Below are 23395 nucleotides of genomic sequence, written 5' to 3'. Positions count from 1 at the left end.
GCGAAGAGGTTTTATGAGATTTTTAATTGCAAGTATCATGGCGTTTCTGTGCCTAAGTTCTGGGCATTTGTACGCCTTTGATTTTTTTGAAACTGACATTGACTACTGGAACAAACCAAAAGTTAAAAAGGAACCTTCTCCTCCCATTACAAATAAAGAAAAGGATAAGGTTTCTGTGGAGAAGACCGATTCCTTTGATTGGAAAAAGCAACTCGACCCCAAAAATGATGAATTCTTTAAAGAAGGCGACCATACACCACCGGCAGCGTTCATGGAGCTTGCTAGAAACCCAAGCGATCAAAATATCAAAAACTGGTTCAAGCTTATTGAAAAGAAAAATCTTCTCTCCCAGAGGCTTAGTCAAAGAATTGCTGAATACGTAAAGAAAAACAAAAAGCTGAAACCAGAAGAAAAAATGGCACTTACCCAGACAAAACAAGAGCTACCCCAAAGTGCCGATGATTACGAGCGTTTCAGGTTTCGTATGTATTTTGAGTCCTCGTGCCCTCATTGCAAGCGCATGTTTCAGACCATGACGGAGCTGCAAGGGATGGGATATTTTGTCGAACTTAAACAAATTGATGGCAACACTGAAATTCGCGGATCGCTTCCATTTCCCGTTACTCAAGCTTCAAAAGAGGAACTTAAAAATAAAAATATCAACTCATGGCCGGTGCTCTTTATCGGGGACTTGAAGAAAAAAGTAGTCTACCGACTCAACGGCTATCGTTCAACAACGGATGTTATTTCGGCCATTCAATCTCGCTAAGTTCAAAAGCTAATTTTAAAATCAACTTTTTTAAGGAGAAGGAATCATGCTTGATCCCCATACTAATTACTATCTTGTCAAAGAACGAATGAAAGAACTGCACCATGAAGTCAATCGAGGTGGACCTGATCCGAGGTTTCCCATCTGGCCGATCATTTTGCTTATCGCTATAGTTTTAGCGTGTCTTCATGGAGCTGATGCTTTTGGGGCGATTCCAAGGCTTCCTGGCTCGGATCAAAGTGACAAGCTGCAAGCGGCGGGCACTCTCTTGCGAATCATCGACAGTGCGCTCTTTTCGTGGGGAGCGCGTATCTTTGCCGGGCTTCTCATTCTCAACGCCGGTGTATCGCTCAAAAATCAGGCCTTCGGACTGGCCTTTATCAGTGTGATCGGTGCCATCATCGTCGGAACCGCACCTATGTGGGTGAAGAACATTTTTGATATGGGCGGCGGTACACTCTTTTCCATGATCTCTTTCGTTGGGGGATTCTATGCATAGCTATGAATCCCTCAAGGAAGATCACGCCACCAAGATCGGCCAAACTATCGACAGTCCCATTTTGGTTTTTGACTATTTTGAACTCTCAGAAGTCTTTGCCGCTCTTTTGGTCATGTTAATTTTCGGGGTGATTTTTTACTCATGGGGACTCATGTTCATGTCTCTTGGAATTGTCCTTGGAGTCATTCCCCAAGTTAGAAGAAAAAACGTCAAGGGCATCTTTTTTCACTGGCCGTATCGCAAGTTTCAAATGTCTCTGCCCGGACTCATTAATCCCAAGGGCCCTAAAAAATACTCGGATTAATCAATTCAAAAACGGAGAATTAATGAATATCAAAATCAAATCTTTAAAAGATTTTTTCAAATCATCCATGGTTGGGCCTAAAGAAAAAGGAATTCAGAAAAATCAGATTCAAACACCACTCTCGGGAACTTACGCAGGAGTTGATCTTCGGCTTTTGCCGCGATTTATCTCTTATAAGGCATCCCTATTAAAAGAAAAGATGACTTTAAAGGTGGTCATGGCAATTCTTCTAACTGTCTTTTGCTCTCATTATTTGGGGACACGTCTTGAAGTTGCCTCCCTTCACAAGAAGCTAAGAGAGAAAGAATACATTCTGGCGCCAGGTGTGCTGGATTTCACTACGGCGTCGCCTCAGGCCGTGCCGGACTCTTATGTTAATGATGCCATGACGGATTTTCTCTCCGATCTTGGCAATGTCAGCGCCAACAATATTGATGAGCAATACAACACACTTAAGCGTTTTATGAGCGACCAGCTCAAAGTTACCTTTGAAATGGAAACTGCCGATTGGGTTACACAAGTCAAAAGCGAAGGCATCTCCCAGATTCTTACTGTTATTGAAAAGGAAATCCGAACTGACGAAGAGGGCAACTACAAGGTAATCGCTACGGGACGAGCTGACTTTTACGCTTCTCAGCAGTATCTAGGGCATGAGGATCAAGTCATTGAGATGGCGCTCCGGCTCACATCTCCTAAGAAAGGCAAGCGCTGGTATCTGCAAATTACTTCACTATCAGTGTCGAAGGCCGATGCCTTTAAGGTCAAGACTGACCTCTCAAAAGGCACTTCCAAGTAACCTTTTGCAGAACCTAATACAGAATCAACGTCCCCAATCAAACAAGGAAATTTTATGAACCTCAAGAAACTTGAAAAAATCAAGTCCATTCTCAAACGCGTTGGATACGATCTCTATCGCGTTTTCCTTATCATCCTCAGTCACTTCATTTTGATCTATGCCGGAATCTATATAGGCATGAGTCAATGTGAAGCGAGAACTGTCTACTATGGTTCAGAAACCGAGACCATTACGGTTTCCTATGGTGGAGAGACAATTTTTCGCTTTAATGAAGCGGTTAAAACTATCTCTCGGGCATCCCATTTTTCAATTGCTCCTGCGGATTCTAATAATCCTGACTACGCGGTCCTTTCCGTCACGCCACGATTTACCAGTGGCACGGGAAAAGTGACTTTCTTGCTTGCTAACGGTGCCGTGGTGAGCACCAAGATTGTAACCGTCTCAAAAGCACTGCCCGAGAAAGTTGAAAACTTCTACGATTTCATTCCTAAAAAGGAATTGATTGAAAAAGAGGCCAATGCCGGTCCCGACATATCAGACTTGGAACTTATGAAGGCCATGGTACGCTTGGAAGAAGTTGTCGGCATCAAACAACGCTCCCTCATTCGTACCATCATCACCGGGAATTCGGAGCTTTCGGCCAAGTTAGTGCGAGTTTATACAGGAGCTAAGTTTAATGGCTATGTCTTTAAGATTCAGAACCTCTCAAAAAATAAAGACTATGCGGTTGATGTTCGCTCGCTCTCACTTGGTAGGCCCAACCAGGCGCTCCTCTCTCAAGTTGATAAAAAACTATTAAAACCCAAGGAGGCCACGTTCTTACGCATCGTCGCCAAGCCCACCTCGATATACTACAACGTCAATCTTCCAGTGGGCGCTATTAAATCTGAATAGTCTCGTTTCTATTTCAAGGAGCTTAATTTGAATAAAATTAAAGAACATTATTTTCGCGTGAAGCGGGAAATTGAAAGACTTTGCCCGAATTACAAAAAATATCTTCCCTACATTATTGCAGCCTTGGTTGTCTTTTCTATCTGGCAATACGGACAGATAAAAGACAAGGAAACCCATGTCTTTCACCAAAAGGAAACCGTCAATATTGAAGGTGGCCGTATTTTGGATAGTGGTAAGGCGATTTATGAGAGAAAAGAAAAAATTGTCTCCAATCGTTTGGGGAAGGTTGAAAAATCACTCGATACGCTGACCAATACATTTACCAAAATAAATGAGCAGCTCGCCGCCAATCAGGCAGCGCTTGATTCTCTTCAAAAGACTTCCAAAGATAAGGAAGCATCAAAAGAGGTCGATTCACCAAATCTTGAAAAGGATCAAGAAAAAGGTGGAGGAAATAAGTCACCACAAAAACAGGTCGATGAAATCACTCTTGATGATCCTCCAAGCAATTTAAAAGTCGGGCCTGCCCATACCTCCTACGGCGCGCTTGACTCCTTTGAGGGGGTTCGCCCCCTGAAGGTTTCTAAGAGAAAGAGATTTGCAAGAAAAGTGCCGCGAGGCCCATCGGTGATTTCATTTCCGGTGCAATCGAGTAAGGCACCAGAGAGAATGGGCGTTAAAGTTCCCTCGGGTTCCTACCTGAAGGCCAAGCTTCTCACCGGCGTCGAGGCCAGTGAATCCCGTCCTGTCCCCGTACTCTTACAGGCCGATTACTTTTTTGTGGGGCCCAACAGAAGCAAAATTGATCTTTCGAGTTGCTTCATTATTGCCAAATCCAAAGGAAATCTCTCGATTGAGCGGGTCGAAATGCAAGTCACTAAGATTTCATGTGTTTCAAAGTCCGGCAAAATGTTTGAGCGTGAGCTAAACGGCTTTGTCGCTGATGGTAAAGATTCAAGTTTTGGCATCGAGGGAATCGTCAATTCCAAGCAGTCACGGGTCGCCTCCATGGCATTTCTCTCCTCGGTTGTTCAAGGAATCGGAAATGCCATTCAACAAGCGCAAACTACGACTCAGACTAATGCCCTTGGTGGTTCAAGCTCAATTGTAACCGGAAGTCAGGCAAAATATCTGGCAGCCGGTGGTGCCAGCAATGCCGCCTCATTGGTTACCAACTGGTATTTGAAACACGCCCAAAATCTGCTGCCCACTATCAATGTGGGATCAGGGCAAGACGTGTGGATTATCCTGCAAGATACCGTGGACCTACCCAACTGGTACTTCAAAAGGCCCAAGGGACTATCTCAAAACTCGGGCAGCTATTTTTACCTCAGTCGCTTAACCGACTAAAAAACTCAACAGAAATTGGAGAATTGATATGAAAGTCATTTTACTGACGACCTTTGCCATTTTTATGGCCTCATGCTCAACCATGCGTGCTCCCAGCATCAATATGCTGGAGACTCGTGCCGATTATGACGAAAATGTGGAACTCGAAACCATGCTCGAAGATGGTTCACCTCTATTCGTTCCTCAAAAAACCAAACCCCAAGAAGTTGATATTTATATTCATCCCCATGAAACCGTCCACGGTGATTATTTTCGCGGGGGATTTATCCGCTCGATCGTTAAAGGCAGTCAGTGGGAACTTACCAAAGTCGAAGCACCACCAACTAAAGAGGAAGTCAGGAAAAAAGTTGAGTCCTCTTCTGATCGCAAGAAACGTGAAACTCCCAAGCTAATGCAACACTCACGAGAACGTCGCCGCTAATTCCATTTTTTTCTTTTCCCATCAAATTCAAAAGGAGACCGAACATTGAAGTCAAAAAAACTTGGCTATCTGCCAGAACCTATCTCAAAGGCATTATCAAATCGTGAGGTGTTTACTGGCGCACTTTTCTCCCGCCCGGAATCCCTCTCTGCACTCCTTCCTTATGATGAGTACCTTGAAAAAGATAATCTCTTTCTTCAAAAAGACGGCTCCCTCGGGGTCGTCTATGAAGTCGATCTACTGGAACATGAGGCGATGACCTCCAAAAAGATCATTGGTGCGGTTGAGGGGCTTAAACCGCTTTTTAATCTGCCTGAACACTGCACTCTACAATTTCTTTTTGACCAGTCGGCAATTTCTTCTTTTGATAGTGAACTCTCAAAGATTGAAAAGAGCTATCCTGACGCCCATCCGGTCAGCCAGCTTCTTTTTGATGAAAAAATGGCAGTGCTTAAAGAGTCATGCCGAGAATTTGGAGAAAATTCTCCTCTTCGGCGTAAGCTCTATCTTTCCATCCGATACTTTCCAAGAATTATCAAAAGTCGAAAGGTAAGGGACTATCTCGATCGCGGAGAAGTTACCCTTTATCGGGGACTCGATGAATTTATCAGTGAGCTGAAAAACTTCAAAGGTATCTTAAAAGGCATTGAAACCGCGTCGCCCCTAAAGCTAAATCGCTTAAGTGCTGAAGCTTTACTCGATGTACTGAGGAGGTTTTTCAATCCCAAAACGTACTATAAAAGATCGTTTGCTCCGTTTAACAAGAATCTTTCGCTCTCCGAGCAGTTTCTCTATAATTCGCCGGTGCTTGATTACCCTGGAATTGAACGAGAAGGAATTAAAAGTCGAACTCTAAGTCTTAAAACTTGTCCACTGTACGCCTATCCCGGCGGCATGGCCTATTTTCTCAAGGTTCCTTTTCCTTTCAAGATTTCACTGAATTTCTCATTTCCTTCCAAAGCAAAAACCAAACTCTTCTTTGATACTAAAGAGTTCTTTTTGGAACATGGAGCAACCGCTAGGGCCAGAGTGCAGCGCGAGGAGATCAAAGAAGTTCAAGAGAGGCTAGCACGCAATGACCGCTGCCTAAATCTTACTTTCAATGTCGTAATCGAAGGAGAAAGTGAAGAGGAACTTGACGAGCGTGAAAAGGAAATTTGTCACATCTTCAACAATGATCTGGATTCCGAAGTCATCAACGAAAATGACATAGGCCTCGGGCTAGCACTTAATTCACTTCCACTTTGTTACATTCCCGATGCCGATTACTCCACTCAACGAGCGATTCGTATTTTCAGGTCGGACGCCATTAAGTTTTTACCAATTTTTGATTCCAACAGGGGGCTAGAAAATCCGCTGTCTGTTTTTCTCTCCCGAGAAAACAATCTGGTTCCCTTCTCACTACTTGAAAATGAAACCTCTAATCACACGGCGGTTCTCGCCGACACCGGATCGGGAAAATCTGCTTTTGTTACCGAGTGTATTGTGGCGGCCAAACGTCTGTCACCGGAGCCTTTGGTATTCATCATTGATAAGAAAAGCTCTTACTCAATGCTTTCTGAATACTATGACGGGGATCTTACAATTTTCGACCGCAACAAAGAGGTTCCCTTTTCGCCTTTTAGAGGAATCTATGACGAAGAGAAGATTGCTTTTTTAACCAAGCTGATCTCTTCAGCGATTCTTCTCACTTCTCCAAGTTTTGCACTTGAAAGTGAACACCAGGCCGCCATCACCAAGGCGCTCAAACTCGCTTACCTCAAAAAGTGTGACCGTCAGGGACTTGCCTACCTCGACGGAGAACTTTTGAGACTTGACTCGGATGAAGAAGTCGAACTTACCATGGAAGATTTTGTAGTGGAGCTTGGTTCACTTACCGATGGGAAAAGCGAGAATATGCAAGAAGTGGTTGCGCCATTACTTTCAAAACTTAGGCCCTTTTACGACGATGGCATGTACGCCAAGTTTTTTAGGGGTGCCAAAAGTGAGAGCAAGAAATCAAAGCTTTTCTACGTCTACGATCTCGACGCTCTTGACGGTGATCCGACCTTGCAAACGCTAATGACCATGGCAGTAATTGAAGAAATTCGCCGAATCCTTTCACTTGCTGAAAACCAAGGACGGACAGGATTTCTCATTATGGAAGAATTTGCCATGCTTGGAAGAAACAATCCCTCCTTTCGGGACTTTGCCATCGACTTCGCTGAAACCATGCGCAAGCGTGGCTGCTGGCTTATCACCCTAACGCCACGCCCACAAAACTACTTTGATCTTGAAGTGGGTAAGGCGTTTTGGTCGGTAGCATCAAACTACGTCTTTCTTCAAATGAATGGGGATAACGTGGACTTTATTGTGGAAAACTCGTCTCTTCTCGATGAGGCAAGTAGTGAAATTGTTAGGTCTCTTCAAACCATTGATGCAAAACATGCCGAGGTTTTTCACATTAATAAGAATAAAACCAAGCAGGGAGCATTTCGCTACTCCCGAACTCCTTCAATGCGTTGGATGAGTCCAACCAATGCCAAGGATGCCAAGGCTGCACTTAGTGCATTTGAAAAGTTTGATGATAAATGGGAAGCGCTTGGTCACTTGTCCTATAATTTTCTAAATGGGGCCGAAAGGCCATAGGTATAACCTGTTAAAAGTGGCCCTTGGGATTCTTCCCAATGGCCACTCCATTCATGAATGCTTTTCTTCTTCATGATAGACTTGTGCCATCTGGGTCTTAATCCAAATGTTTTGAGAAAGTATAGTTAACAGCTTCAAGGTCAACATTTAACACTCTACCAATGGGTAAATTTTTAACGTACCTCAGATATGCCTTCAGAGAGCTTGAGCGAAATTGGTATTTCCCCTTTCCTTTCTTAATTAAGTATCCTCTATCTACTAATTTTGTGGCCTCCTGTGAGACATTCTTAGATTTAATATTAACGTCCCTCGGTGCAAACTCTCTTCCTAGAAGGCTTGCCCACTCAAGAAAATATCGGTTTTGACGGGGAAGATTAGACAATGAGTTTAGAAAGATTGGTCCAGAAAGTTCAAAGTAAAACTTTATAAATTTAGCGGGGTCGATCTTATCTTTTCTTTTTTCCATTTCATAAGATTGGATGATATTTTTAACGATGGTCAAAAGCCTTGGATTATTTTCTGTAATTATGGCCAGCCAGAAGGGACTAGATAAAGCAAGTTCCTGATTTAAAAAGCTCCATGATTTAGCCTTTATTATTGGAAGCATGAACTTGGTCACATCTTCGTCCTTCATTGCCCCCAGATCAATAATATGTAGGAAATTATGAAAGGCCTTGTTATGAGTTAATTGCTCTTTAAATATCCTTTCCGCGGTGGCGATTAGTGAAATCTTAGGCCGAGTCTGATGGAGAATCGCCCTAAGCTTATCTGCTCCTCCATCAGGATCATTAAGTAGGACATGCAAATCATCTATAAATAGCAGATGGTGTTTGTGCTTTAAGGATTCATCAATATTTAAAAATAGCCTTTCAAAGACATCATCAATATTGCTGGAGTTAAATGAGAAAGGAAGGTTTATAATATTAAAGTAGCTGTTTAGATTTTGATCTTCTCTTATAACTTCATCCAGGCTGCTTAAAATAGTTGTTTTTCCAGTTCCAGTGTCTCCCATAATTAATGTATGATTAAATCTTGCATCTTTTCTTCTCGTCATTTCAAGATCATTTAAAATTTCTTCAACGACCCAAGATTGGGATTGAAATAGTTTTAAAATTTGCATGATCCCACCATCCTTGTGTACCAGAAATTCTTTTCAACTGTATTCTTTACAGAGAAACCGCTGCCTCCTCTGTAAATCATGTTATCTAAGAGGAGTATGTCAATAATTCGCTGATAATCCTCTCGATCTTTGATTCCGTCTTCTTTTGATAATTCAGTGAATAATTCATCGTCACTTACTATTTCGACGCTCTTTTCAACATGCATTTTGACGAGGTATTTTAAAACGGCCTTTATATAGTCAAGCTCTCCTGGTTGATAGTGATTCTTAAGTCGCTCTTGGAGGTATCTGACTCCACCACCAGTTATATCAAATAATGCGAGGTAGGCTTCTTGCAATGATTTCTCAAGGTCTTTTTCAGCTTTCTTTTTATCAAACTTGGCCAGAAAATTCTGAATGGCCCAAGGTGAGCTGTAGGTGAACATTTTTTCTAAAAACGTATTAAGTTTAGCTTCATTGCTTTTTAAAACATTGTATTTCAATGTATCTACCAAATCCCAAAAAAGCTCTTTAACTTGTTTTATATCGAGCGGATTAATATCAATTGTAAAATTGTCATTAATGACTTTGGACTGTCCAAGTTTCTCAAGAGTCAGCTTCATGTTTACAGAGCCAAATAGGATCAGATTTATCTTATCAACCAGCTCAGAACAATGCCTCATTTCTCGAAAATGCTCTAGCCAAATTTCTACTTCTTCTTTTCCCTTTTCCTTATCCTTTGAGAGTAGATATTGAATTGCCTCTGGAACTTCATCAAAACCTATGACAACTTTATCCTTTTCCATTTCTGTGATAATGGTTATGAACTCATCCTTAATTGTGGAAAGAAGAGAGACATATTTCTCCCATTCATCGACCTTGTTTATTTTGAGGCCATAACCAGCGATAGAAATTTCTCCAATTCTATCCATAATGCTACCGATTGTTTTTTGAATAGATGATTTTGTAGTAAAGGAGAGAAATTTTTTGTTTCCTCCATTCTCTTTCATCACCCTCTCGATCCCATTGATAGCGACTTTGTAAAATTCAACGAGATCATTTATTTTGGGGATATAAATATATATGTAAATTCCAGAGTCATTTTGATCTTGGTTTTGTTCCAAAAAGAACTGTTTGACGATTGTAGTTTTCCCAATTCTTCTAGGGCCCAAAATAAGGATTAGATTGTCATTAGAATCATCAACCTTTTCCTTTAGCAGCTCTACATAGTGGTGGCGCCCCTGATAAAAAGCCCGTCCTGTAGCTTCTCCACCCGTAGTATGCTTTAGTGCCATATATTTCTCCAAATAGTGCTACTATATTTACATAAATAGAATATCACTATTTCAAGAAATATAAAAGCCAATTTCCTTAAGTATAATCAAATAGTTAGGCTTAGCGAAATATCTTACCGATTTTGGACATTTCGATTTTTTCAAACTTCTCATCTTCACTGGCCACAGGAAGAAGGAAATTGGAGTTAGGTAACAATTTTTGAATTTCCTGACTACCATCTTCAACCATGAAGAAAAGTTTTAGTTGATCCTTCTTGGCATTAAAGAAAAGGAAAACGCCTTCTTCTCTAGGGTCAATGCCCATCTCGCATTTACAAACTTCCGACAATTTCTTCTCGCCCCACTTCATATTTATGGGGCGAGGATACAGATAAACATATTTCACATCAGGAATTGAAAACATCCTACTTTTCCTTTTAAGCATCTCTCTAAATTCAGGAGGTCTATTTTGAATTATAAGACAATATTTGTCCTTTTTCACTTACTGATATTACTTGCGATTCCGGCACATGCTCAAATGACCGATCTCAATTACCAAAATGTAGAAACTCTTTCCCCATCTGATTATCTCCTCGGCTCCCATGGACGAGGTAAAGACCCTGTATTTGATGAATATCGGACCATTGACTTGAATCTGGACTTAGGTCTTGGAGCGGATTGTGGCCGTATCTCAGTTAAAAATACGATGAAAGCGGCACTACAGAATATTCTCGATGCACGCTATCTCGGGGATATGGGAAAAGATATTCTCGCCGCTAGCCCCATGCTTCTTACGTGCTATTTTTCTCCTACTTGGTGCAGTATTCTAAAGCACTCTCAAATTCGGGCTAATTTTCTTGCCCAACTCAGGATGAATCAATGTAAGGCCATCGACTCATACACTGATTCAAAAGTAACGGAATTCTACGAAGAACGTGCCGAATGCGTAAGAAAGGCAAATCAGCAATCTGGTGGCAACTTTGAGCAATCAATGGAGTCCTGCAAGAACTATTGGGATGCTGATATTGCCGATTGGTCAGGTGATGGCAAGGCCCCAGAAAATCGCTTGATTGAAAGTACCGCCAAATGGGCTGGATTTAATGGAAAGAATGCCGAAAGAGTGGTTAATCTCACCAAAGCATTTATTGGCGATACGATTGTAAAACGTGGAAGCATTAGTATTGATTACGGACCAAGAAGAGTTCAACTCACTCCACGCACATACTTAATGGAAGTAAAAAAGGATACCTACTCCAAACTCTGTGATGGACTGGTTAAACGGATCACAGAACTTGGTGGATATCGTAGCAATGTCTACCAGATGGTTTCAGATACGGATTTAGATGGATTAAGTGGCAGCGCCGATCATCACTTGATCGATAGGCAAACCATTCTTTCTCTAGCTTATCTTCCTCACGCCAAGCGAGAGGTTGCTTGCAAAAAGCTCTCTGATGCCATTGCCATGACTGTTTTTTCAGACGATATGGGAAGGACGTTGGATTTTACATCATCAAAGCTGACGACCAATCCACACCTTCCAAACAAAAGGCAAGCTGAGGCGGTTAGGAAAACCAATGTACTCAAAGATCAAATTGAAATGACTTTGGCACTGGAAAAGCAGAACTCTGATCCTCTCAATCAAGTGCTCTACCAAATCAACCAAGAGGGAGAAAAGTATCAGCGTACAGTTGTTGAAGAAGAATTGAGTATTGATCGAAATACAGGTCTTACAAAACGACTGAACAACCTTTTCTTTGACTGTGCCGACCGAATTGGCTGCTACAAGGACAACTATTAACAATTCCATTCTATGAGTTGCCAGGAGTATTTATGTTTTCATCTACCGCCTATGAGGCGTTTTATACCATTATTGGACTTCATTTTCATGAGGCATCCATTCAAATTATTACCTCTCAAGCAGTCCTTGCCGGTATTTTGGCCCTTACTTTTGGGGCAGCATTTTTCTTCGCAGTATGGGGGTACTTCAAAAAGTATTTACCGGGTTCTTTAGGTGGTGGGCGTGGAGCAAGTCTTGCGACTTTCGTCAAATTAATCGCCTCTTTTCTTCTTGGAGTTTCTCTATTGAAAGTTGGCTCTTTTGGTGAAGTCAAAGATTACAAGCGAGTATCCTGGCACCACAACGAATATATTGAGACAAAGATTCCAAACCTACAAGAGACTTATAATGTAAGTTTTGTTTTTGATTTGATGACTCAATCCGCAGAAGAGTTGGCCAGATTTTTCAGTATGGTAGTAGACAAACTCTTTGAGCGAACAAACTCCGAACTCCACGCACCTTCTGCTTTTTACAAGGCCATCATGTATGCTGGCTCTGTCTCAATTGAAGATCCCCAACTGCGTTCTTTGATCGACCTTTACTCAACTCAATGTTTTGACAAAGTGATCCCACAAATTGAGGCCGGAAAAAGGATGGATAAGATTTCCGAATTTTTTCGTCCCTCTCATGGCACAGTCGATCAGGCACTCAGGGGAATTTATCTTACGACAAGCAAAGGATCAAAGCTCTCTTGCTATGATCTGAAAGAGAAAGTTCAAGAGGGCCTTCATAACCACGCACGAAAAGTTAAAGGGGTGCTCGCTCCTTATGAAAGTAAAATATCACTAAAAATATTTCGCAATCAAACCAATGAGATCATGGCCTCTTCCTTGAATAATTATTTTAATGAGAAGGCGGAAACCTACTGGTTCAATATTCAAAAAGGTGCCGAAATTCCTTCCGGAAGTTTCGCCAAATTCCTACTTTCATGGAAACGATTTTGGAGTTGGGATGGTTTTTTAAGTCTTCTCGGAAAGGAAGACCTTGAAGGGGCCAACCTTACGGCAAATCGAGCGCTTCAATTTAACGAATATCTTAAACGCGCTCCCCACCTAAAGGGCATGGTAAAGCTGTTTTTGATTGCCATTTTTCCATGGCTGATTTTTTTCATTTTCGCCGGGAAGTGGAGAATAATAATAGCGTGGTGGGCAGTATATGCGAGTGTCCTCTTGTGGACTCCGTTGTGGGCGCTTCTCTATCACTTGATGAGTAGCATTGCTCTTTCAACTGATGTGATGGCCTCCTTTGGCCAACTCAACGACGGCATCTCTCTGTACTCATCTCAGCTCATCACAAATAAAATTTATCAGTTTTACGCCATCTATTCCTGGCTTCAGGTCATCGTTGGGCCGTTTCCGACAGTGCTTCTTGCGTGGGGAATGTTCACAGGTCTTCTAAAGGATTCTGAACAGGAATCATCACCTGAAGGCATTTCAACAGTCGCGTCGGTTGCCGGTGCAACTGTTACAGGTGGGGCCTCTGGTGGTGTCACAGCAGGAGCCAGTGCGGGTATCAAAACCGCTGCTTCAAAGGTAGGCTATCGACCGAAATTACCTCCCAAGTAGGGACAAGGTGATTTGCACATACAAGAAAGGGCGTCGATAAGAAGACGCCCTTTTTTCTTTGTCTGCAATCCGAAAATTCAGTCAATTACATTCGACTCATCATCTACACATCTTCCCATGTAGGGGAGTTTTCTAACTTTATTCATTTTTAGGAGATTTATGCAAAAGCAAAAAAACACACCTCAATCACCCTCTCCCTCGTCAGGGGACAGTCTCATGCAAACCTTTGATGAAGGTGCCAAAATGTTTATTGACCTGGCCCAAGAGGCGGTTGTCATGTTTGGTATCGGCATCACGCATCTTGCTCGTCTTATTGTTGGCCATCCCATCATTGCAACGGTTTCACTTTATGCAACTTATGTTTTCACTCGCATTGCAATTAAGGACTCGGGGCACCTTGAATTACTTCACAAGTCGGCACCAGACTTCTTTACGCTCAAAAGAATGGACTGGTTTTTGCAATTTACCCTCAACCAACATCATTTTACCTTTCTTTCGCTCATTTTGTTTTTTGTGTGCATTGTCCTGGGATTCAGGCTTCGCGTGGTCCGCACCAAGTTTATCGGGATATTTACGACCGCCGGCCTGACCAATGGCAAGGGTGACACTCCCAAACTTATAGGACGAAACAAACTCGATAAGTATCGCGTCCAGTACGTCTTTGATGCCAATGGAATTGGACTTAGTGAGTTTAAGGATAAAAAAGAGCGCATTGAGGCACAATTTGGAATGGAAATTGAATCGGTAAAAATGGGTAAGCGTCCAGGCCGAGTCCTTGTTTCGTTCAACAAGCAAAACATTCCTGAAACGATTACCTATCAAAAGGTTTCTGAGGAAAAAGTCCTCTTATCTGATTCGTTCTATGTTGGATGGTCCTCTGAAGGAATTGTTACACAAAAAATTTCCGAGTTGCCTCACATGTTGGTAGCTGGAACTACAGGTTCGGGAAAATCGGTCTTTTTTAAGCAGTGTCTTGCGGGGCTTCTTGAGTCTACAAAACACCTTCAGCTCTACATTATCGACCTCAAGGGAGGTCTTGAAGCAATTGACTTCAAAGATGCTCCCAATGTGAAAATTGTTAAAACGATGAAGGAGGCGGTTGGTCTTCTTAGACAAGTCGAAAAGGAGATGAAATCCAGATTTACATATCTGGAAGAAAACGCCCACAAAACCATCATTCCTGGCCGCGACAAGAAGGACCGTATTGTTGTCGCCGTTGATGAGGCCAGCGTCCTCTATATGAAAAGAAATAAGTTTGATGATGACTTCAAACTCTCTCTTGAGGCCAGAAAGCTTGCCGATTCCATTGCCAAGCTATCAAGGGCGGCTTCCATCCATTTGATTTTGGCCACTCAAAAAGTCGATCGTGAAGTCATCCCAACATCGGTTTCCGAAAATATCTCCGGCAGGATGGCCTTTCGTGCCAACTCTCTCCAAGGGAGTATGGTTGTTCTTGGAAGTAAAGATGCCGCTGACCTACCGGAGATTTCAGGTCGAGGAGTTTGGAGTGTCGGAAACAAAAAAGTAGTGGTTCAGGCCCCTCTTTTGGAGGATTCAGAAATCAAAGGTCTTTGTAAAAGAATTGCCAAGGAGTTTGAAGCAAAAGAGCGCTTCCTACAAGGCACGATGCTGGATGAATTCGATGAAGAAGTCGATGCCGAATCGGAGGAGGCCGTTAAGAAACTGATGAACAAGGGATTCTCAGATGAGCAAAAAAACGAAAATAGAGATCAACCAGAAGGATGTTGATTTCTTCTTCTATCTCCATTCAGTCAAGGCCTCTAGGACGGATCAAATAGGCAGGGACGCCTATCCCCATCTGGGGAGATGGGCCCTTTATAAGCGCCTTCAAAGGCTTGAGCAAACGGGTCTTATCCAAGGACAAATCTCTGCAAGCTCGAACTATAAAAAAGTTTTCAGTATTACTCGAAAGGCCTTTAAGAGATATTTGTCATCAACTGATGTTAAAAGAAAAGAGCTAAAGAGTGATGCCATTAAGCATGATACCGGATTAGTGGATATTCGCCATGCCTTTCTTCGGGTTGAAAGAGTGAGTAAATTCATCCCAGAAAACTCATTACAGACCTGGCCATCAACATATTTTGGTGAAGAAATTACGCCATTTATCGAATGTGGATCAGACGGTGTTATTGAAGTTACGATTGGTGATCGCTCCGTTTTTCTCGCTGTAGAGTACGAGCTATCTCTAAAAAGTAATGTGAGATATCAAGACTTAGTCGCGAAGTATTACTCCAAGGGGCAAGTTCCCCGAGTCCTCTATATTGTCGAGACCCAAACTGATCTGGATAAGATCATGTCCATCGAAAAACAAGCGGACAAAAAGGAGCGGGCGAAGTTTTTCTACACTACCTTTGATAAGTTGGTTCAAAAGCAAGTGGTAAAGTTCAAAAACTGGAAGGGTGAAGTGATGAGTCTTTGAATGTCCAACCGAATCAAAATAAGTGCTCCAATCCAAGTCCAGGCCTGGACATGATAAAAATGAATCAAAAAACACTCAACTCTATGAGATCATTGAACTACCTTACCCATAGTGCCTGCGAGAAAATTCCCGACTGTTATGTACTTGGACGCATTTTCACACTCCAACAGTAACGCAAATAAATGCCATCCTTATCTCTATAGTTAAGCCTCCAATACTGTTCTCGTTCCGTGCTATGCCGCTCCTGCGGATGCCTGATTCATAGAATGAAATCAATTAGAGTCAGACTTCAAAGAATTGAAGCATGAAACAAACAAACCTAAAAACACGATACTTTAGAGCGCAATCTGAATCATCAAATAAAAACCAAACAAATAACAAAGGAAAAACAAAGTGAAACAATTTCTCGGTAGAACTGAAAATCAAAAAAACAGACACAAGAATAATTTAGCGGGCGTCATGGTGATGATGCTTTTACTCTTCGCTTGCTTTCAATTTTCTGGCTGTGGCCGTTGCTCTCATTCAAGTGATAATTCATGTCACCCGAAAGATAGCGTCCACAATTCAGAGGACGAACCAGCAGGCCCCAACAACGACCAATCGGACATTGGCAGCAGAGATGGAAACGGACAGGCAATTGATACACTTTTAGAAAATGAACTGATTACCGAAAGTATCCCTCTTGGTGAACTAAAACCTTATGATAGGCTTCATTTTGAAATTGAAGGACGCGAAATAGTTCCGCAATTTACTAGTATCTATCAAAAAAGTTATTCATCACAATGGGAAGTTCATTTTTGTTATCATATGGATTTGGGCCGAAACCCTCCTTCGTATCCTTCGTATCCACCGTTTCCACCGCGGCCAGACTACAATAAGAAAGAATCCTGCTATAGCTTTCCGATGAAAGGAACTTGCAAACATAAATGGCGAGATAGATCGACAAACAAACTTCGGGCCATAGAGATTACAGATGATCTTTCACGTCTCCGGCTCAAGCTTGAAATCGGAGGAAAACTTTATCCTCTAGGCAAAATCGTAAAGCGAGATAAAGATACTGTCTTAACATCTCTAACCATAGCACCCGAAATGCTCGCCCTTGCGACAAAAGCAAAACTGGTTGTGCAAAAGCTGACTGCCCAAAAGGTAAAAACTGGCTTCATGGGATTTGGTCATTGTGATGGACTAGGAAAGAAAAATTTTAAAACTGATGGCCCTATGGATTCATCAATGGAAACTGTTACAAGATTACAGGAGTTTATCGTAAGTGCATCGGTTGAATATGAATTGGACCATGGCGAGTAAGTTTAAAATGAAGCAAAGGGAAATGAGCTTGTAAAAAAGCCCATTCCCCTCTGCTTCCACTTCAAGGAGAAGTGTCACGAGTAGCCGACCTACTTTGAAGGCATTATTTTATGGCCGTGTTCCTTTTCTGCTTGTTCTTTGTAATCAGTCATAAGCAACTCTATCACATGAGCGGGCCTTGAGTTAATCTTCTTGGCCATTAAATCGAATTTCTCATAGAGATCGGGGTTACAAGTAAAGCTGCTTGTTTTTCTATCTTCCCGCTTTGGTATCGGTAGGTCTTTAATTTTTCCTTTATCGGCCTTCTCCAAAAATTGAATCAGGAGATTTTCAAGAACTGGCGAATAGTTCTTTTCACCGTCTAACTTACAGGCCAAAGCAAAACTTGCTAAATCGTTTTCACTGACCCGTATGGAAAACTTTTTCTTGGTTTCTTCTCTTACTGCTTTGAGGGCATTTTTCCGGCTTATTAACATAATCAGATTATGGGACATTTTAACCCTAATTTCTAGTAAAAAAATACTATAAATTGTGGGTTTTGGTATCCCTTGGTTTTATAATGTGGTATAAATATACTATATAATTCTTTATAGTCACCGATTAATAAAGCGTGAACAAACACAAACCAAGGAATTATTTATGAACAATTTAAGAGTAAAAATTCAAGAGAAACTAGACTTTAACAACCGAGAGCGTCAATATTTTAAGCATGGAGAGAGATTCTATCGCGTCAAAATTTGGGGAGGCGGGGAAAACTTCCATATTACCGATATGACTAACGCAGGAGTACGAGGGGCCACTTGTTCCGAATTATCGGTCAACGCCAAATATTCGGCACCGCCTTTGGCCTGTTTTAATGAACTGTTAGGAAAAGACCTTGAAAAGCTTTTCGAGCTAACGACAGCTAAAGAGTCCCCAGCAAGTTATTTTGGGTCTGACAATTTCAACTATTATCTGAGAGAGGTTGAATCAAAAAGGTTGATGCCACTCGACCTCTCTATGATTAGGCCATTAAAGCAGCAACCCAAAAAGTGGACCATACCCCATGCAATCAGGGCCATAGTAAATGGACAGTATGAAAGCCTACGCTGCAAGTATCGCCACTTGGATGACACTTATCAGGACTTTGGAAAAGGTGAAATTTCGGACCCTATCAATTTTGCTCTTGGAATTATCGAGGACCCTTCGGGCTGGTGGGTTCATCAAACTACAGATGGAATGGTGACAATATGTTGTCATTCTTTTGATTCAAATGAGTTCAGACCCAAGATTGAAGTAAATGAAAAAAAGATCAAGAAAGAGCAATCCAAATTGGCAATCACAAATAAGAATGAAATCCAAACCCTTGATAAATCTTGGACTTGGCGTCCTTCTCACTCTGATATTACAGACGTAAAAAAGGGGGCCTAGCCATGAATTATCACTGCTCCCAATGTGGCCATCGTGGACTCCCAAGCAAGAAAACAAAAACAATTGAAAAGTGGATTTGTTTTCTTGGCATATTTCCCTTTTTCGTTGGGCCATTCTGGCTCGTGTTTTGGGCACCGTTTGCCACATGGTGCTTTTTTAAAAAAGCAAAACCAATTTGTTCAAATTGTGGCTGGTGCCATCCGGTTCCAGTCACACTTTTAAAAACTCAATCTCAATGAGTCACGACTACCTTTTTAGGTATTCGGATGCTGTAGCTTAAATTTAAGCGAAGGAGAAAATTCATGCTCAAATGGAAAGAACCATCAAACGACGATGTAAAACGTCTTCAGGCAATATCTATTCTTCTTGGGAAAGATATGCGACTGATTCGTTTTCTTTTTCACCCGACGAAATCCAGACTGGCAGCCAGTTCCGAAACACTAAAGGAAGAGATGAAATGCTTTAGCTCTGGTGAGCAAACCCTTCTTTTAATTGCCATGGATATTTGGGGAACTTATGGCGGGATTCATTTCGATGACCTCTATACAAACCTCGATCCTAACGCCTTCAAAAATTGCATTAATGCTCTGGCCTTCATCAAGCGCCATCTCTACAGCTAATTTCATTCCCACCATTTAATCGCTTTTAATTTTCGGACGGATCAATTCGTCCTCTTCTTATTTTTAAAATCCAAAGGACAATCACATGCAGCACATCACCCTCAGTGACGAGCAATGGACTCGTCTATCCTCAATCCTACCTAAATATGAAAACTCATCCAAAGGGGGACGGCCCCGGCTGGAACCAAAAAAGGTATTTGAAGGCATTCTTTTTGTCCGCGCCAACAAACTCCCATGGAAATCGGTTCCCAAAGAGTTTGGATCAAAAACCGCTCTCAATGATTACTTCAGGCATTGGAAAAATGAAGGTATTTTTGAGCGGCTTAAAGCTGAAAATATATTTACGCTTACCGAACTCATCCAATTTCATATTGCTGATCTTTGTGATGGCACTTCCTACCACGCAGGGGGTGCCTAGTGAGTTATTCAGTTCTTGACCTGTTTTCAGGAATCGGTGGATTTTCTCTGGGCCTTGAACGCGCGGGCATGACTACCGTCGCATTTTGCGAACAAGACGAAACTTGCCAGCAAGTTCTTAAAAAGCACTGGCCCCAAACACCCATCTACTCTGACGTAAAGACATTAACAAAAGACATGCTCTTACATGAGGGCATATCAAAGGTTGACGTTATCACAGCAGGCTTTCCTTGCCAGGACGTGAGTGAACTCAATCTAAAAGGAAAAGGATTAAAAGGAGAAAAAAGTGGACTGTGGATTGAAGCCAAAAGACTCATTGGTGAACTTAAACCCAAGTATGCCATCATTGAAAATGTCGCCAACCTTCGCTCTCGCGGACTTGCCCAAATCCTCAAAGATTTGTGGGCAATCGGGTATGACTGTGAATGGCATATACTACCAGCTTCCATCTTTAATTTCTGCCCACATAAAAGGGCGCGAATCTGGATTCTTGCCTACCCCTGTGGCACACGACTCGACCTCGGCAAATCCAACCGGCCTACACCGCCGCCGACCACCATTATTGAGCGTTATTTTTCTATGTTGCTACTTCAAGTTGGGACTGCGGGATTGGAGAAAAGGCAAGGCCAAGCTTATGAAGATAATCGAGGGGATGAAAGTCTCACCTCACAATCATTTTGCCAAAATGAGGGATCAAGATATTGGCATGGCCATATTAAAAGATTTTCTGCCCACTGGAAGACTGAACCCTCAGTTTGTCGAATGGTTGATGGGCTATCCAAAAAATTGGTCAAAGCTAACAATCAAAGACTAAGGCAGCTAGGTAATTCTGTTGTTCCTCAAATCCCTGAACTGATCGGCAGGGCGATCCTCGGCCACGAGAAGTCACTCTCGATCTAATCACTCATATCAATCTTTTTTACATTTTAAGGAGTCATTAAAATGACAAGACAACTCTTGAGAATTACTTCTATTTTTCTTTTCGTTGGTTATTTTTCAACAACCGCACTTGCCGAAACCGAATATACACTTGGGGCAAGTTATCGTTTTAGCAGTAACAATTGCTTTTCCAATTCTTCGACTTTTGACTTAGGTGCAACTGTCACGGGCAGTATGCTTGTTGATGAGTCTCATGAGTACGGAATATCTCTGATCTATAATGTGAATTGGGAAGAGAACAAGCAAGGCAAGATCATAAGCGAAACTTCAGCCTTTATGCCGGAGATATTCTACCGACATCATTTCTTTTTAACAGATGAAAGCGCAAGGTTTCCAATGATCTTCTATGTAGGACCAAGCATTGGATATATAAAAACTCAGACTCAAAGTTACGCCAACGAGTTTTCACTTTCTTTTGGTGTTGGTGGAGGGCTTCAAGTTTTTCTAGCAAGAGACGTTGCCCTGGACCTTAAGTTTTTTGATGCCAATCGAATTATGAAGAACAACCGAACCCTTATTAATCAGTCACTGGGTATTCGGTTTTATCTTTAAACGCCCCTCATTTTCGCTCACACCTTCTTAATCATCAAATTTATTTCTTTTAAGGAGCCTTTCATGGAATCTACTCAAAATAATGTTTCAAAAAAACAAACCAAAAAAAGTAAATCAAACACCACTCCCATACGAGTGCTAAAAACGACTGCCAAGACATTGAAGAGCATGGTTCAAAAGCTCAACAAGAAACCTCTTGGTAAAAAAATTCGAGTTGATGATCTTATCTTGAAGGCATTATCTCTGCTTGAGGAAGAACATTTTGAAGAAGTCAAAAACAGCACTCTTACAAATGCCGATCGCCTTGAGATGAAATACCAAGAGTATTGTCGTGTGAACGGGCCTGTTTCAAAAGATGAATTTCTAGGCAAGCTCATTTCTGAAAATGGGGCCATCTTGGCCCCTTCAAGCGAGAATCTTTCTCTCGATCAGTAACACTTTGTTTTTACGTCAATTTTCCCCACCTGAAATTTAATCTTTTGGCCGTTTCGAGCCTGAATTTTCCCCGGAGCCAGTATATGATGAAAAATAATAAAGGGATCGCCCACAAGGGTGATCTCTCGCTCTTTGACAATCGAATAAAGTGGATGACAGTCAAAGATACTGCAAAGTATCTTGGCAGAACAGAAAATGCGATCAGACTCTTAATTTATAGAGGAGTTTTGACTTCCTATAAGTTAGGCAGAAGAACTTATCTAAAACTTTCTGAAATCGATGCTCTTATTGCGACCTCCAACTTAATTCAAGGGGGTTCGTAATGGCAGCTCGAATCGTTATTCAAGATCGTAGAACGAAGAAAAAGGTTGTTTACGACTATGAGCAACTCAAAGATAAGGGGCAGGATGAAAAAGACATTCCTTTTGACCCCAAACTTCAGAAAAAATTTTATGAGGCCTATGTAAATAGGCGCAGTAAAAAAGATATTCGGATAAGAGTTCAACGAAAGGTCAAATGCAAGACTCTCGCAGATGCCAGAAAAGTTGAAAAGAAACTTATCCAACACGCCACTGAACTAATCGCAAGAGAAGAATCAAAAGGTAACACCTGGGGTGCGATCATAGACCTTTGGGAGTTTGAAGCAAAACGAGATTACGATGAAGTTGGTGTTTGTAGAAATCCGCAAACAGGCAAAGTCATCAAGCTCAAAACGGTTCATAATAGTGTGGCCATGCTCAAAGAATACACTAAGGACTGGCTTCAAACACCTGCAAGTGAACTGACACGAGTTCATGGAAAAGCGGTCATTCGATCGGCTGAAGAAGTCTATGAGGCCTATGGTTCAGTTAAGAGACTGCGAGGAGTTATTCAATCAGTCTATAACTTTGGAATTGAGGAAGGCATCATTACTGGGATCAAAAAAACTCCGGTTTGTGGTGTGGGAATTGATCTCAAAGAAGAAGATACTCTCCCCGAAATTCTAACCGCCAAACAAGTTAGAACACTTCTTCATGAAGCAAAAAAGTGCAACCATTCTTGGTTTCCAGTCTGGGCCATTGCCCTTGCCAGCGGCATGAGATCGAGCGAACTCTATGCCCTCAGAAAGGACAATGTTCTTTTAAAAGAGGGTTTGATTAGAATTTGTGAATCTTGGGACAGGGAAGAGGACGAGGCCAAATCGACCAAGGCCGGTTACTGGCGCAATGCACCCATTGCCCAGACTCTAAGGCCTATGATTAAGAGACTTTTGGAATCAACACCAGGCGAGTTTTTGCTACCGCGATTTACTGAATGGGAACGTGGTGAGCAGGCCAAAGTGCTCAGAAGTTTTTGTGGGCAAATTGGTATCCCCTCAATTAGGTTTCATACTTTGAGGGCCTGCTTTGCAACTCACCTTTTGGCATCAGGCGTCGACCAAGCAACCGTCATGCGCATTGGAGGTTGGAAAACTTTTAAGACTTTCGAGGTCTATGTAAGACTGGCCGGAGTCAACGAAGTTGGTGCCACTGACAACATGATGGGCGGTTTTCTCGACACTGATGAAAGTGTTTTTGAACATGCATCAAAAATTCTAGCTGACGACGTAGCAGCGTAAAGTCGGCCTGAGAGTGAAATGAGATGAAATGTTCTGAAACAACTTCTCAGAAAAATACCTTGGCTACTTTTGGCTACTTTGGTACAAGTAGCTTAGGTATTTTAACAACTTAGGTGTGGAACCGACGTTTCGCTCCATTCTTTTAATAAATAAGATATTTTCATTTTTATACGATACGCTAACGCTTGCTTCGTGAACGATAAGCGAAAATTAATCAAAACCGGTTCTACTCCCTTAATGGTGG

The 23395-nt window shown here is 41.9% G+C and carries 25 protein-coding genes; 21 read left to right on the top strand and 4 right to left on the bottom strand.

Annotated elements, in window-relative coordinates; translation table 11 throughout:
* Positions 1 to 13 precede the first annotated feature (13 nt).
* Genes C0Z22_RS00130 through C0Z22_RS00095 form a run of 8 tightly spaced genes read left to right on the top strand, consistent with a single transcriptional unit; the run spans position 14 to position 7661 of the window.
* Positions 14 to 769 carry a hypothetical protein gene (locus tag C0Z22_RS00130; protein WP_103216297.1) on the top strand — a complete coding sequence of 252 codons (756 nt, stop codon included), beginning with the start codon at positions 14 to 16 and terminating at the stop codon, positions 767 to 769.
* 46 nt (positions 770 to 815) lie between these two features.
* Entirely contained in the window at positions 816 to 1268 is a 453-nt protein-coding gene (locus C0Z22_RS00125) for a hypothetical protein (RefSeq protein ID WP_103216296.1), read from the top strand.
* Complete coding sequence (locus tag C0Z22_RS00120) at positions 1261 to 1572, top strand: hypothetical protein (protein ID WP_103216295.1); 312 nt, start codon at positions 1261 to 1263, stop codon at positions 1570 to 1572. The genes C0Z22_RS00125 and C0Z22_RS00120 overlap by 8 nt, the downstream gene beginning before the upstream one ends.
* 22 nt (positions 1573 to 1594) lie before the next feature.
* On the top strand, positions 1595 to 2368 hold the full coding sequence (locus C0Z22_RS00115) for a hypothetical protein (RefSeq protein ID WP_103216294.1): 774 nt from the start codon (positions 1595 to 1597) through the stop codon (positions 2366 to 2368).
* A 54-nt stretch (positions 2369 to 2422) separates the two neighbouring features.
* Complete coding sequence (locus tag C0Z22_RS00110) at positions 2423 to 3262, top strand: hypothetical protein (RefSeq protein ID WP_103216293.1); 840 nt, start codon at positions 2423 to 2425, stop codon at positions 3260 to 3262.
* A 27-nt stretch (positions 3263 to 3289) separates the two neighbouring features.
* Positions 3290 to 4612 carry a TraB/VirB10 family protein gene (locus C0Z22_RS00105; protein WP_103216292.1) on the top strand — a complete coding sequence of 441 codons (1323 nt, stop codon included), beginning with the start codon at positions 3290 to 3292 and terminating at the stop codon, positions 4610 to 4612.
* A gap of 28 nt (positions 4613 to 4640) precedes the next feature.
* A complete protein-coding gene (locus C0Z22_RS00100; RefSeq protein WP_103216291.1) occupies positions 4641 to 5033 on the top strand; it encodes a hypothetical protein in 393 nt (130 codons plus the stop codon).
* Positions 5034 to 5078: 45 nt separating this feature from the next.
* Entirely contained in the window at positions 5079 to 7661 is a 2583-nt protein-coding gene (locus C0Z22_RS00095) for a TraC family protein (protein WP_103216290.1), read from the top strand.
* 97 nt (positions 7662 to 7758) lie between these two features.
* On the opposite strand, the gene C0Z22_RS00090 is transcribed toward C0Z22_RS00095, so the two are convergent.
* The 3 genes from C0Z22_RS00090 to tnpB all read right to left on the bottom strand — a co-directional run bounded on the left by C0Z22_RS00090 (position 7759) and on the right by tnpB (position 10458).
* Positions 7759 to 8781, bottom strand: a complete 1023-nt coding sequence (locus tag C0Z22_RS00090; RefSeq protein ID WP_103216289.1) for an AAA family ATPase — start codon at positions 8779 to 8781, stop codon at positions 7759 to 7761.
* The gene (locus C0Z22_RS00085; protein WP_103216288.1) at positions 8769 to 10055 is read right to left on the bottom strand and encodes a hypothetical protein; all 1287 of its coding nucleotides are present in this window, start codon (positions 10053 to 10055) and stop codon (positions 8769 to 8771) included. Before C0Z22_RS00085 ends, C0Z22_RS00090 begins: the two co-directional genes overlap by 13 nt.
* Positions 10056 to 10155: 100 nt before the next feature.
* Entirely contained in the window at positions 10156 to 10458 is a 303-nt protein-coding gene (tnpB, locus tag C0Z22_RS00080) for an IS66 family insertion sequence element accessory protein TnpB (RefSeq protein WP_158246747.1), read from the bottom strand.
* A 45-nt stretch (positions 10459 to 10503) separates the two neighbouring features.
* Between tnpB and C0Z22_RS00075 the strand changes: the two genes are divergently transcribed.
* The 5 genes from C0Z22_RS00075 (at position 10504) to C0Z22_RS00055 (ending at position 17181) form a co-directional block, all read left to right on the top strand.
* Positions 10504 to 11832 (top strand): hypothetical protein, encoded by a 1329-nt coding sequence (locus tag C0Z22_RS00075; protein ID WP_103216286.1) that lies wholly within the window; start codon positions 10504 to 10506, stop codon positions 11830 to 11832.
* A 32-nt stretch (positions 11833 to 11864) separates the two neighbouring features.
* Positions 11865 to 13436, top strand: a complete 1572-nt coding sequence (locus C0Z22_RS00070; protein ID WP_103216285.1) for a hypothetical protein — start codon at positions 11865 to 11867, stop codon at positions 13434 to 13436.
* A gap of 159 nt (positions 13437 to 13595) precedes the next feature.
* Positions 13596 to 15185, top strand: a complete 1590-nt coding sequence (locus C0Z22_RS00065) for an FtsK/SpoIIIE domain-containing protein (RefSeq protein WP_103216284.1) — start codon at positions 13596 to 13598, stop codon at positions 15183 to 15185.
* The gene (locus tag C0Z22_RS00060; RefSeq protein ID WP_103216283.1) at positions 15142 to 15876 is read left to right on the top strand and encodes a hypothetical protein; all 735 of its coding nucleotides are present in this window, start codon (positions 15142 to 15144) and stop codon (positions 15874 to 15876) included. Before C0Z22_RS00065 ends, C0Z22_RS00060 begins: the two co-directional genes overlap by 44 nt.
* 393 nt (positions 15877 to 16269) lie before the next feature.
* Positions 16270 to 17181, top strand: a complete 912-nt coding sequence (locus C0Z22_RS00055) for a hypothetical protein (RefSeq protein WP_103216282.1) — start codon at positions 16270 to 16272, stop codon at positions 17179 to 17181.
* 89 nt (positions 17182 to 17270) lie between these two features.
* Here the strand turns inward: C0Z22_RS00055 and C0Z22_RS00050 are convergent, their stop codons facing one another.
* Positions 17271 to 17675, bottom strand: coding sequence for a hypothetical protein (locus C0Z22_RS00050; RefSeq protein WP_103216281.1), 405 nt, complete (start codon positions 17673 to 17675; stop codon positions 17271 to 17273).
* A 145-nt stretch (positions 17676 to 17820) separates the two neighbouring features.
* On the opposite strand from C0Z22_RS00050, the gene C0Z22_RS00045 reads away from it, so the two are divergent.
* The 8 genes from C0Z22_RS00045 to C0Z22_RS00005 all read left to right on the top strand — a co-directional run bounded on the left by C0Z22_RS00045 (position 17821) and on the right by C0Z22_RS00005 (position 23151).
* A complete protein-coding gene (locus tag C0Z22_RS00045; RefSeq protein ID WP_103216280.1) occupies positions 17821 to 18591 on the top strand; it encodes a hypothetical protein in 771 nt (256 codons plus the stop codon).
* Positions 18592 to 18893: 302 nt separating this feature from the next.
* Positions 18894 to 19211, top strand: a complete 318-nt coding sequence (locus C0Z22_RS00035; RefSeq protein WP_103216278.1) for a hypothetical protein — start codon at positions 18894 to 18896, stop codon at positions 19209 to 19211.
* A gap of 85 nt (positions 19212 to 19296) precedes the next feature.
* A complete protein-coding gene (locus C0Z22_RS00030; RefSeq protein WP_103216277.1) occupies positions 19297 to 19629 on the top strand; it encodes a transposase in 333 nt (110 codons plus the stop codon).
* Positions 19629 to 20528, top strand: coding sequence for a DNA cytosine methyltransferase (locus C0Z22_RS00025; RefSeq protein WP_199177499.1), 900 nt, complete (start codon positions 19629 to 19631; stop codon positions 20526 to 20528). Before C0Z22_RS00030 ends, C0Z22_RS00025 begins: the two co-directional genes overlap by 1 nt.
* 42 nt (positions 20529 to 20570) lie before the next feature.
* Entirely contained in the window at positions 20571 to 21119 is a 549-nt protein-coding gene (locus C0Z22_RS00020) for a hypothetical protein (RefSeq protein WP_103216276.1), read from the top strand.
* Positions 21120 to 21182: 63 nt separating this feature from the next.
* Positions 21183 to 21554 (top strand): hypothetical protein, encoded by a 372-nt coding sequence (locus C0Z22_RS00015; protein WP_103216275.1) that lies wholly within the window; start codon positions 21183 to 21185, stop codon positions 21552 to 21554.
* An 83-nt stretch (positions 21555 to 21637) separates the two neighbouring features.
* Positions 21638 to 21877: a helix-turn-helix domain-containing protein gene (locus C0Z22_RS00010; protein ID WP_103216274.1), complete on the top strand. Its 240-nt coding sequence runs from the start codon at positions 21638 to 21640 to the stop codon at positions 21875 to 21877.
* Positions 21877 to 23151: a site-specific integrase gene (locus C0Z22_RS00005; protein ID WP_103216273.1), complete on the top strand. Its 1275-nt coding sequence runs from the start codon at positions 21877 to 21879 to the stop codon at positions 23149 to 23151. The genes C0Z22_RS00010 and C0Z22_RS00005 overlap by 1 nt, the downstream gene beginning before the upstream one ends.
* Positions 23152 to 23395: the final 244 nt, after the last annotated feature.

The organism is Halobacteriovorax sp. DA5 (assembly GCF_002903145.1).
In the GTDB taxonomy this organism is placed as follows: Bacteria; Bdellovibrionota; Bacteriovoracia; order Bacteriovoracales; family Bacteriovoracaceae; genus Halobacteriovorax_A.
The sequence above is the reverse complement of the archived record's forward strand: the minus strand, read 5'-3'. Positions and strand labels throughout refer to the sequence as shown.

Coding starts and splice junctions, on each gene's coding strand:
- C0Z22_RS00050 (WP_103216281.1), bottom strand. CDS start 17,675: ATGTCCCATAATCTGATTATGTTAATAAGCCGGAAAAATGCCCTCAAA.
- C0Z22_RS00060 (WP_103216283.1), top strand. CDS start 15,142: ATGAGCAAAAAAACGAAAATAGAGATCAACCAGAAGGATGTTGATTTC.
- C0Z22_RS00030 (WP_103216277.1), top strand. CDS start 19,297: ATGCAGCACATCACCCTCAGTGACGAGCAATGGACTCGTCTATCCTCA.
- C0Z22_RS00065 (WP_103216284.1), top strand. CDS start 13,596: ATGCAAAAGCAAAAAAACACACCTCAATCACCCTCTCCCTCGTCAGGG.
- C0Z22_RS00035 (WP_103216278.1), top strand. CDS start 18,894: ATGCTCAAATGGAAAGAACCATCAAACGACGATGTAAAACGTCTTCAG.
- C0Z22_RS00015 (WP_103216275.1), top strand. CDS start 21,183: ATGGAATCTACTCAAAATAATGTTTCAAAAAAACAAACCAAAAAAAGT.
- C0Z22_RS00085 (WP_103216288.1), bottom strand. CDS start 10,055: ATGGCACTAAAGCATACTACGGGTGGAGAAGCTACAGGACGGGCTTTT.
- C0Z22_RS00070 (WP_103216285.1), top strand. CDS start 11,865: ATGTTTTCATCTACCGCCTATGAGGCGTTTTATACCATTATTGGACTT.
- C0Z22_RS00045 (WP_103216280.1), top strand. CDS start 17,821: ATGAACAATTTAAGAGTAAAAATTCAAGAGAAACTAGACTTTAACAAC.
- C0Z22_RS00100 (WP_103216291.1), top strand. CDS start 4,641: ATGAAAGTCATTTTACTGACGACCTTTGCCATTTTTATGGCCTCATGC.
- C0Z22_RS00010 (WP_103216274.1), top strand. CDS start 21,638: ATGATGAAAAATAATAAAGGGATCGCCCACAAGGGTGATCTCTCGCTC.
- C0Z22_RS00020 (WP_103216276.1), top strand. CDS start 20,571: ATGACAAGACAACTCTTGAGAATTACTTCTATTTTTCTTTTCGTTGGT.
- C0Z22_RS00115 (WP_103216294.1), top strand. CDS start 1,595: ATGAATATCAAAATCAAATCTTTAAAAGATTTTTTCAAATCATCCATG.
- C0Z22_RS00005 (WP_103216273.1), top strand. CDS start 21,877: ATGGCAGCTCGAATCGTTATTCAAGATCGTAGAACGAAGAAAAAGGTT.
- C0Z22_RS00120 (WP_103216295.1), top strand. CDS start 1,261: ATGCATAGCTATGAATCCCTCAAGGAAGATCACGCCACCAAGATCGGC.
- C0Z22_RS00090 (WP_103216289.1), bottom strand. CDS start 8,781: ATGCAAATTTTAAAACTATTTCAATCCCAATCTTGGGTCGTTGAAGAA.
- C0Z22_RS00125 (WP_103216296.1), top strand. CDS start 816: ATGCTTGATCCCCATACTAATTACTATCTTGTCAAAGAACGAATGAAA.
- C0Z22_RS00110 (WP_103216293.1), top strand. CDS start 2,423: ATGAACCTCAAGAAACTTGAAAAAATCAAGTCCATTCTCAAACGCGTT.
- tnpB (WP_158246747.1), bottom strand. CDS start 10,458: ATGTTTTCAATTCCTGATGTGAAATATGTTTATCTGTATCCTCGCCCC.
- C0Z22_RS00130 (WP_103216297.1), top strand. CDS start 14: ATGAGATTTTTAATTGCAAGTATCATGGCGTTTCTGTGCCTAAGTTCT.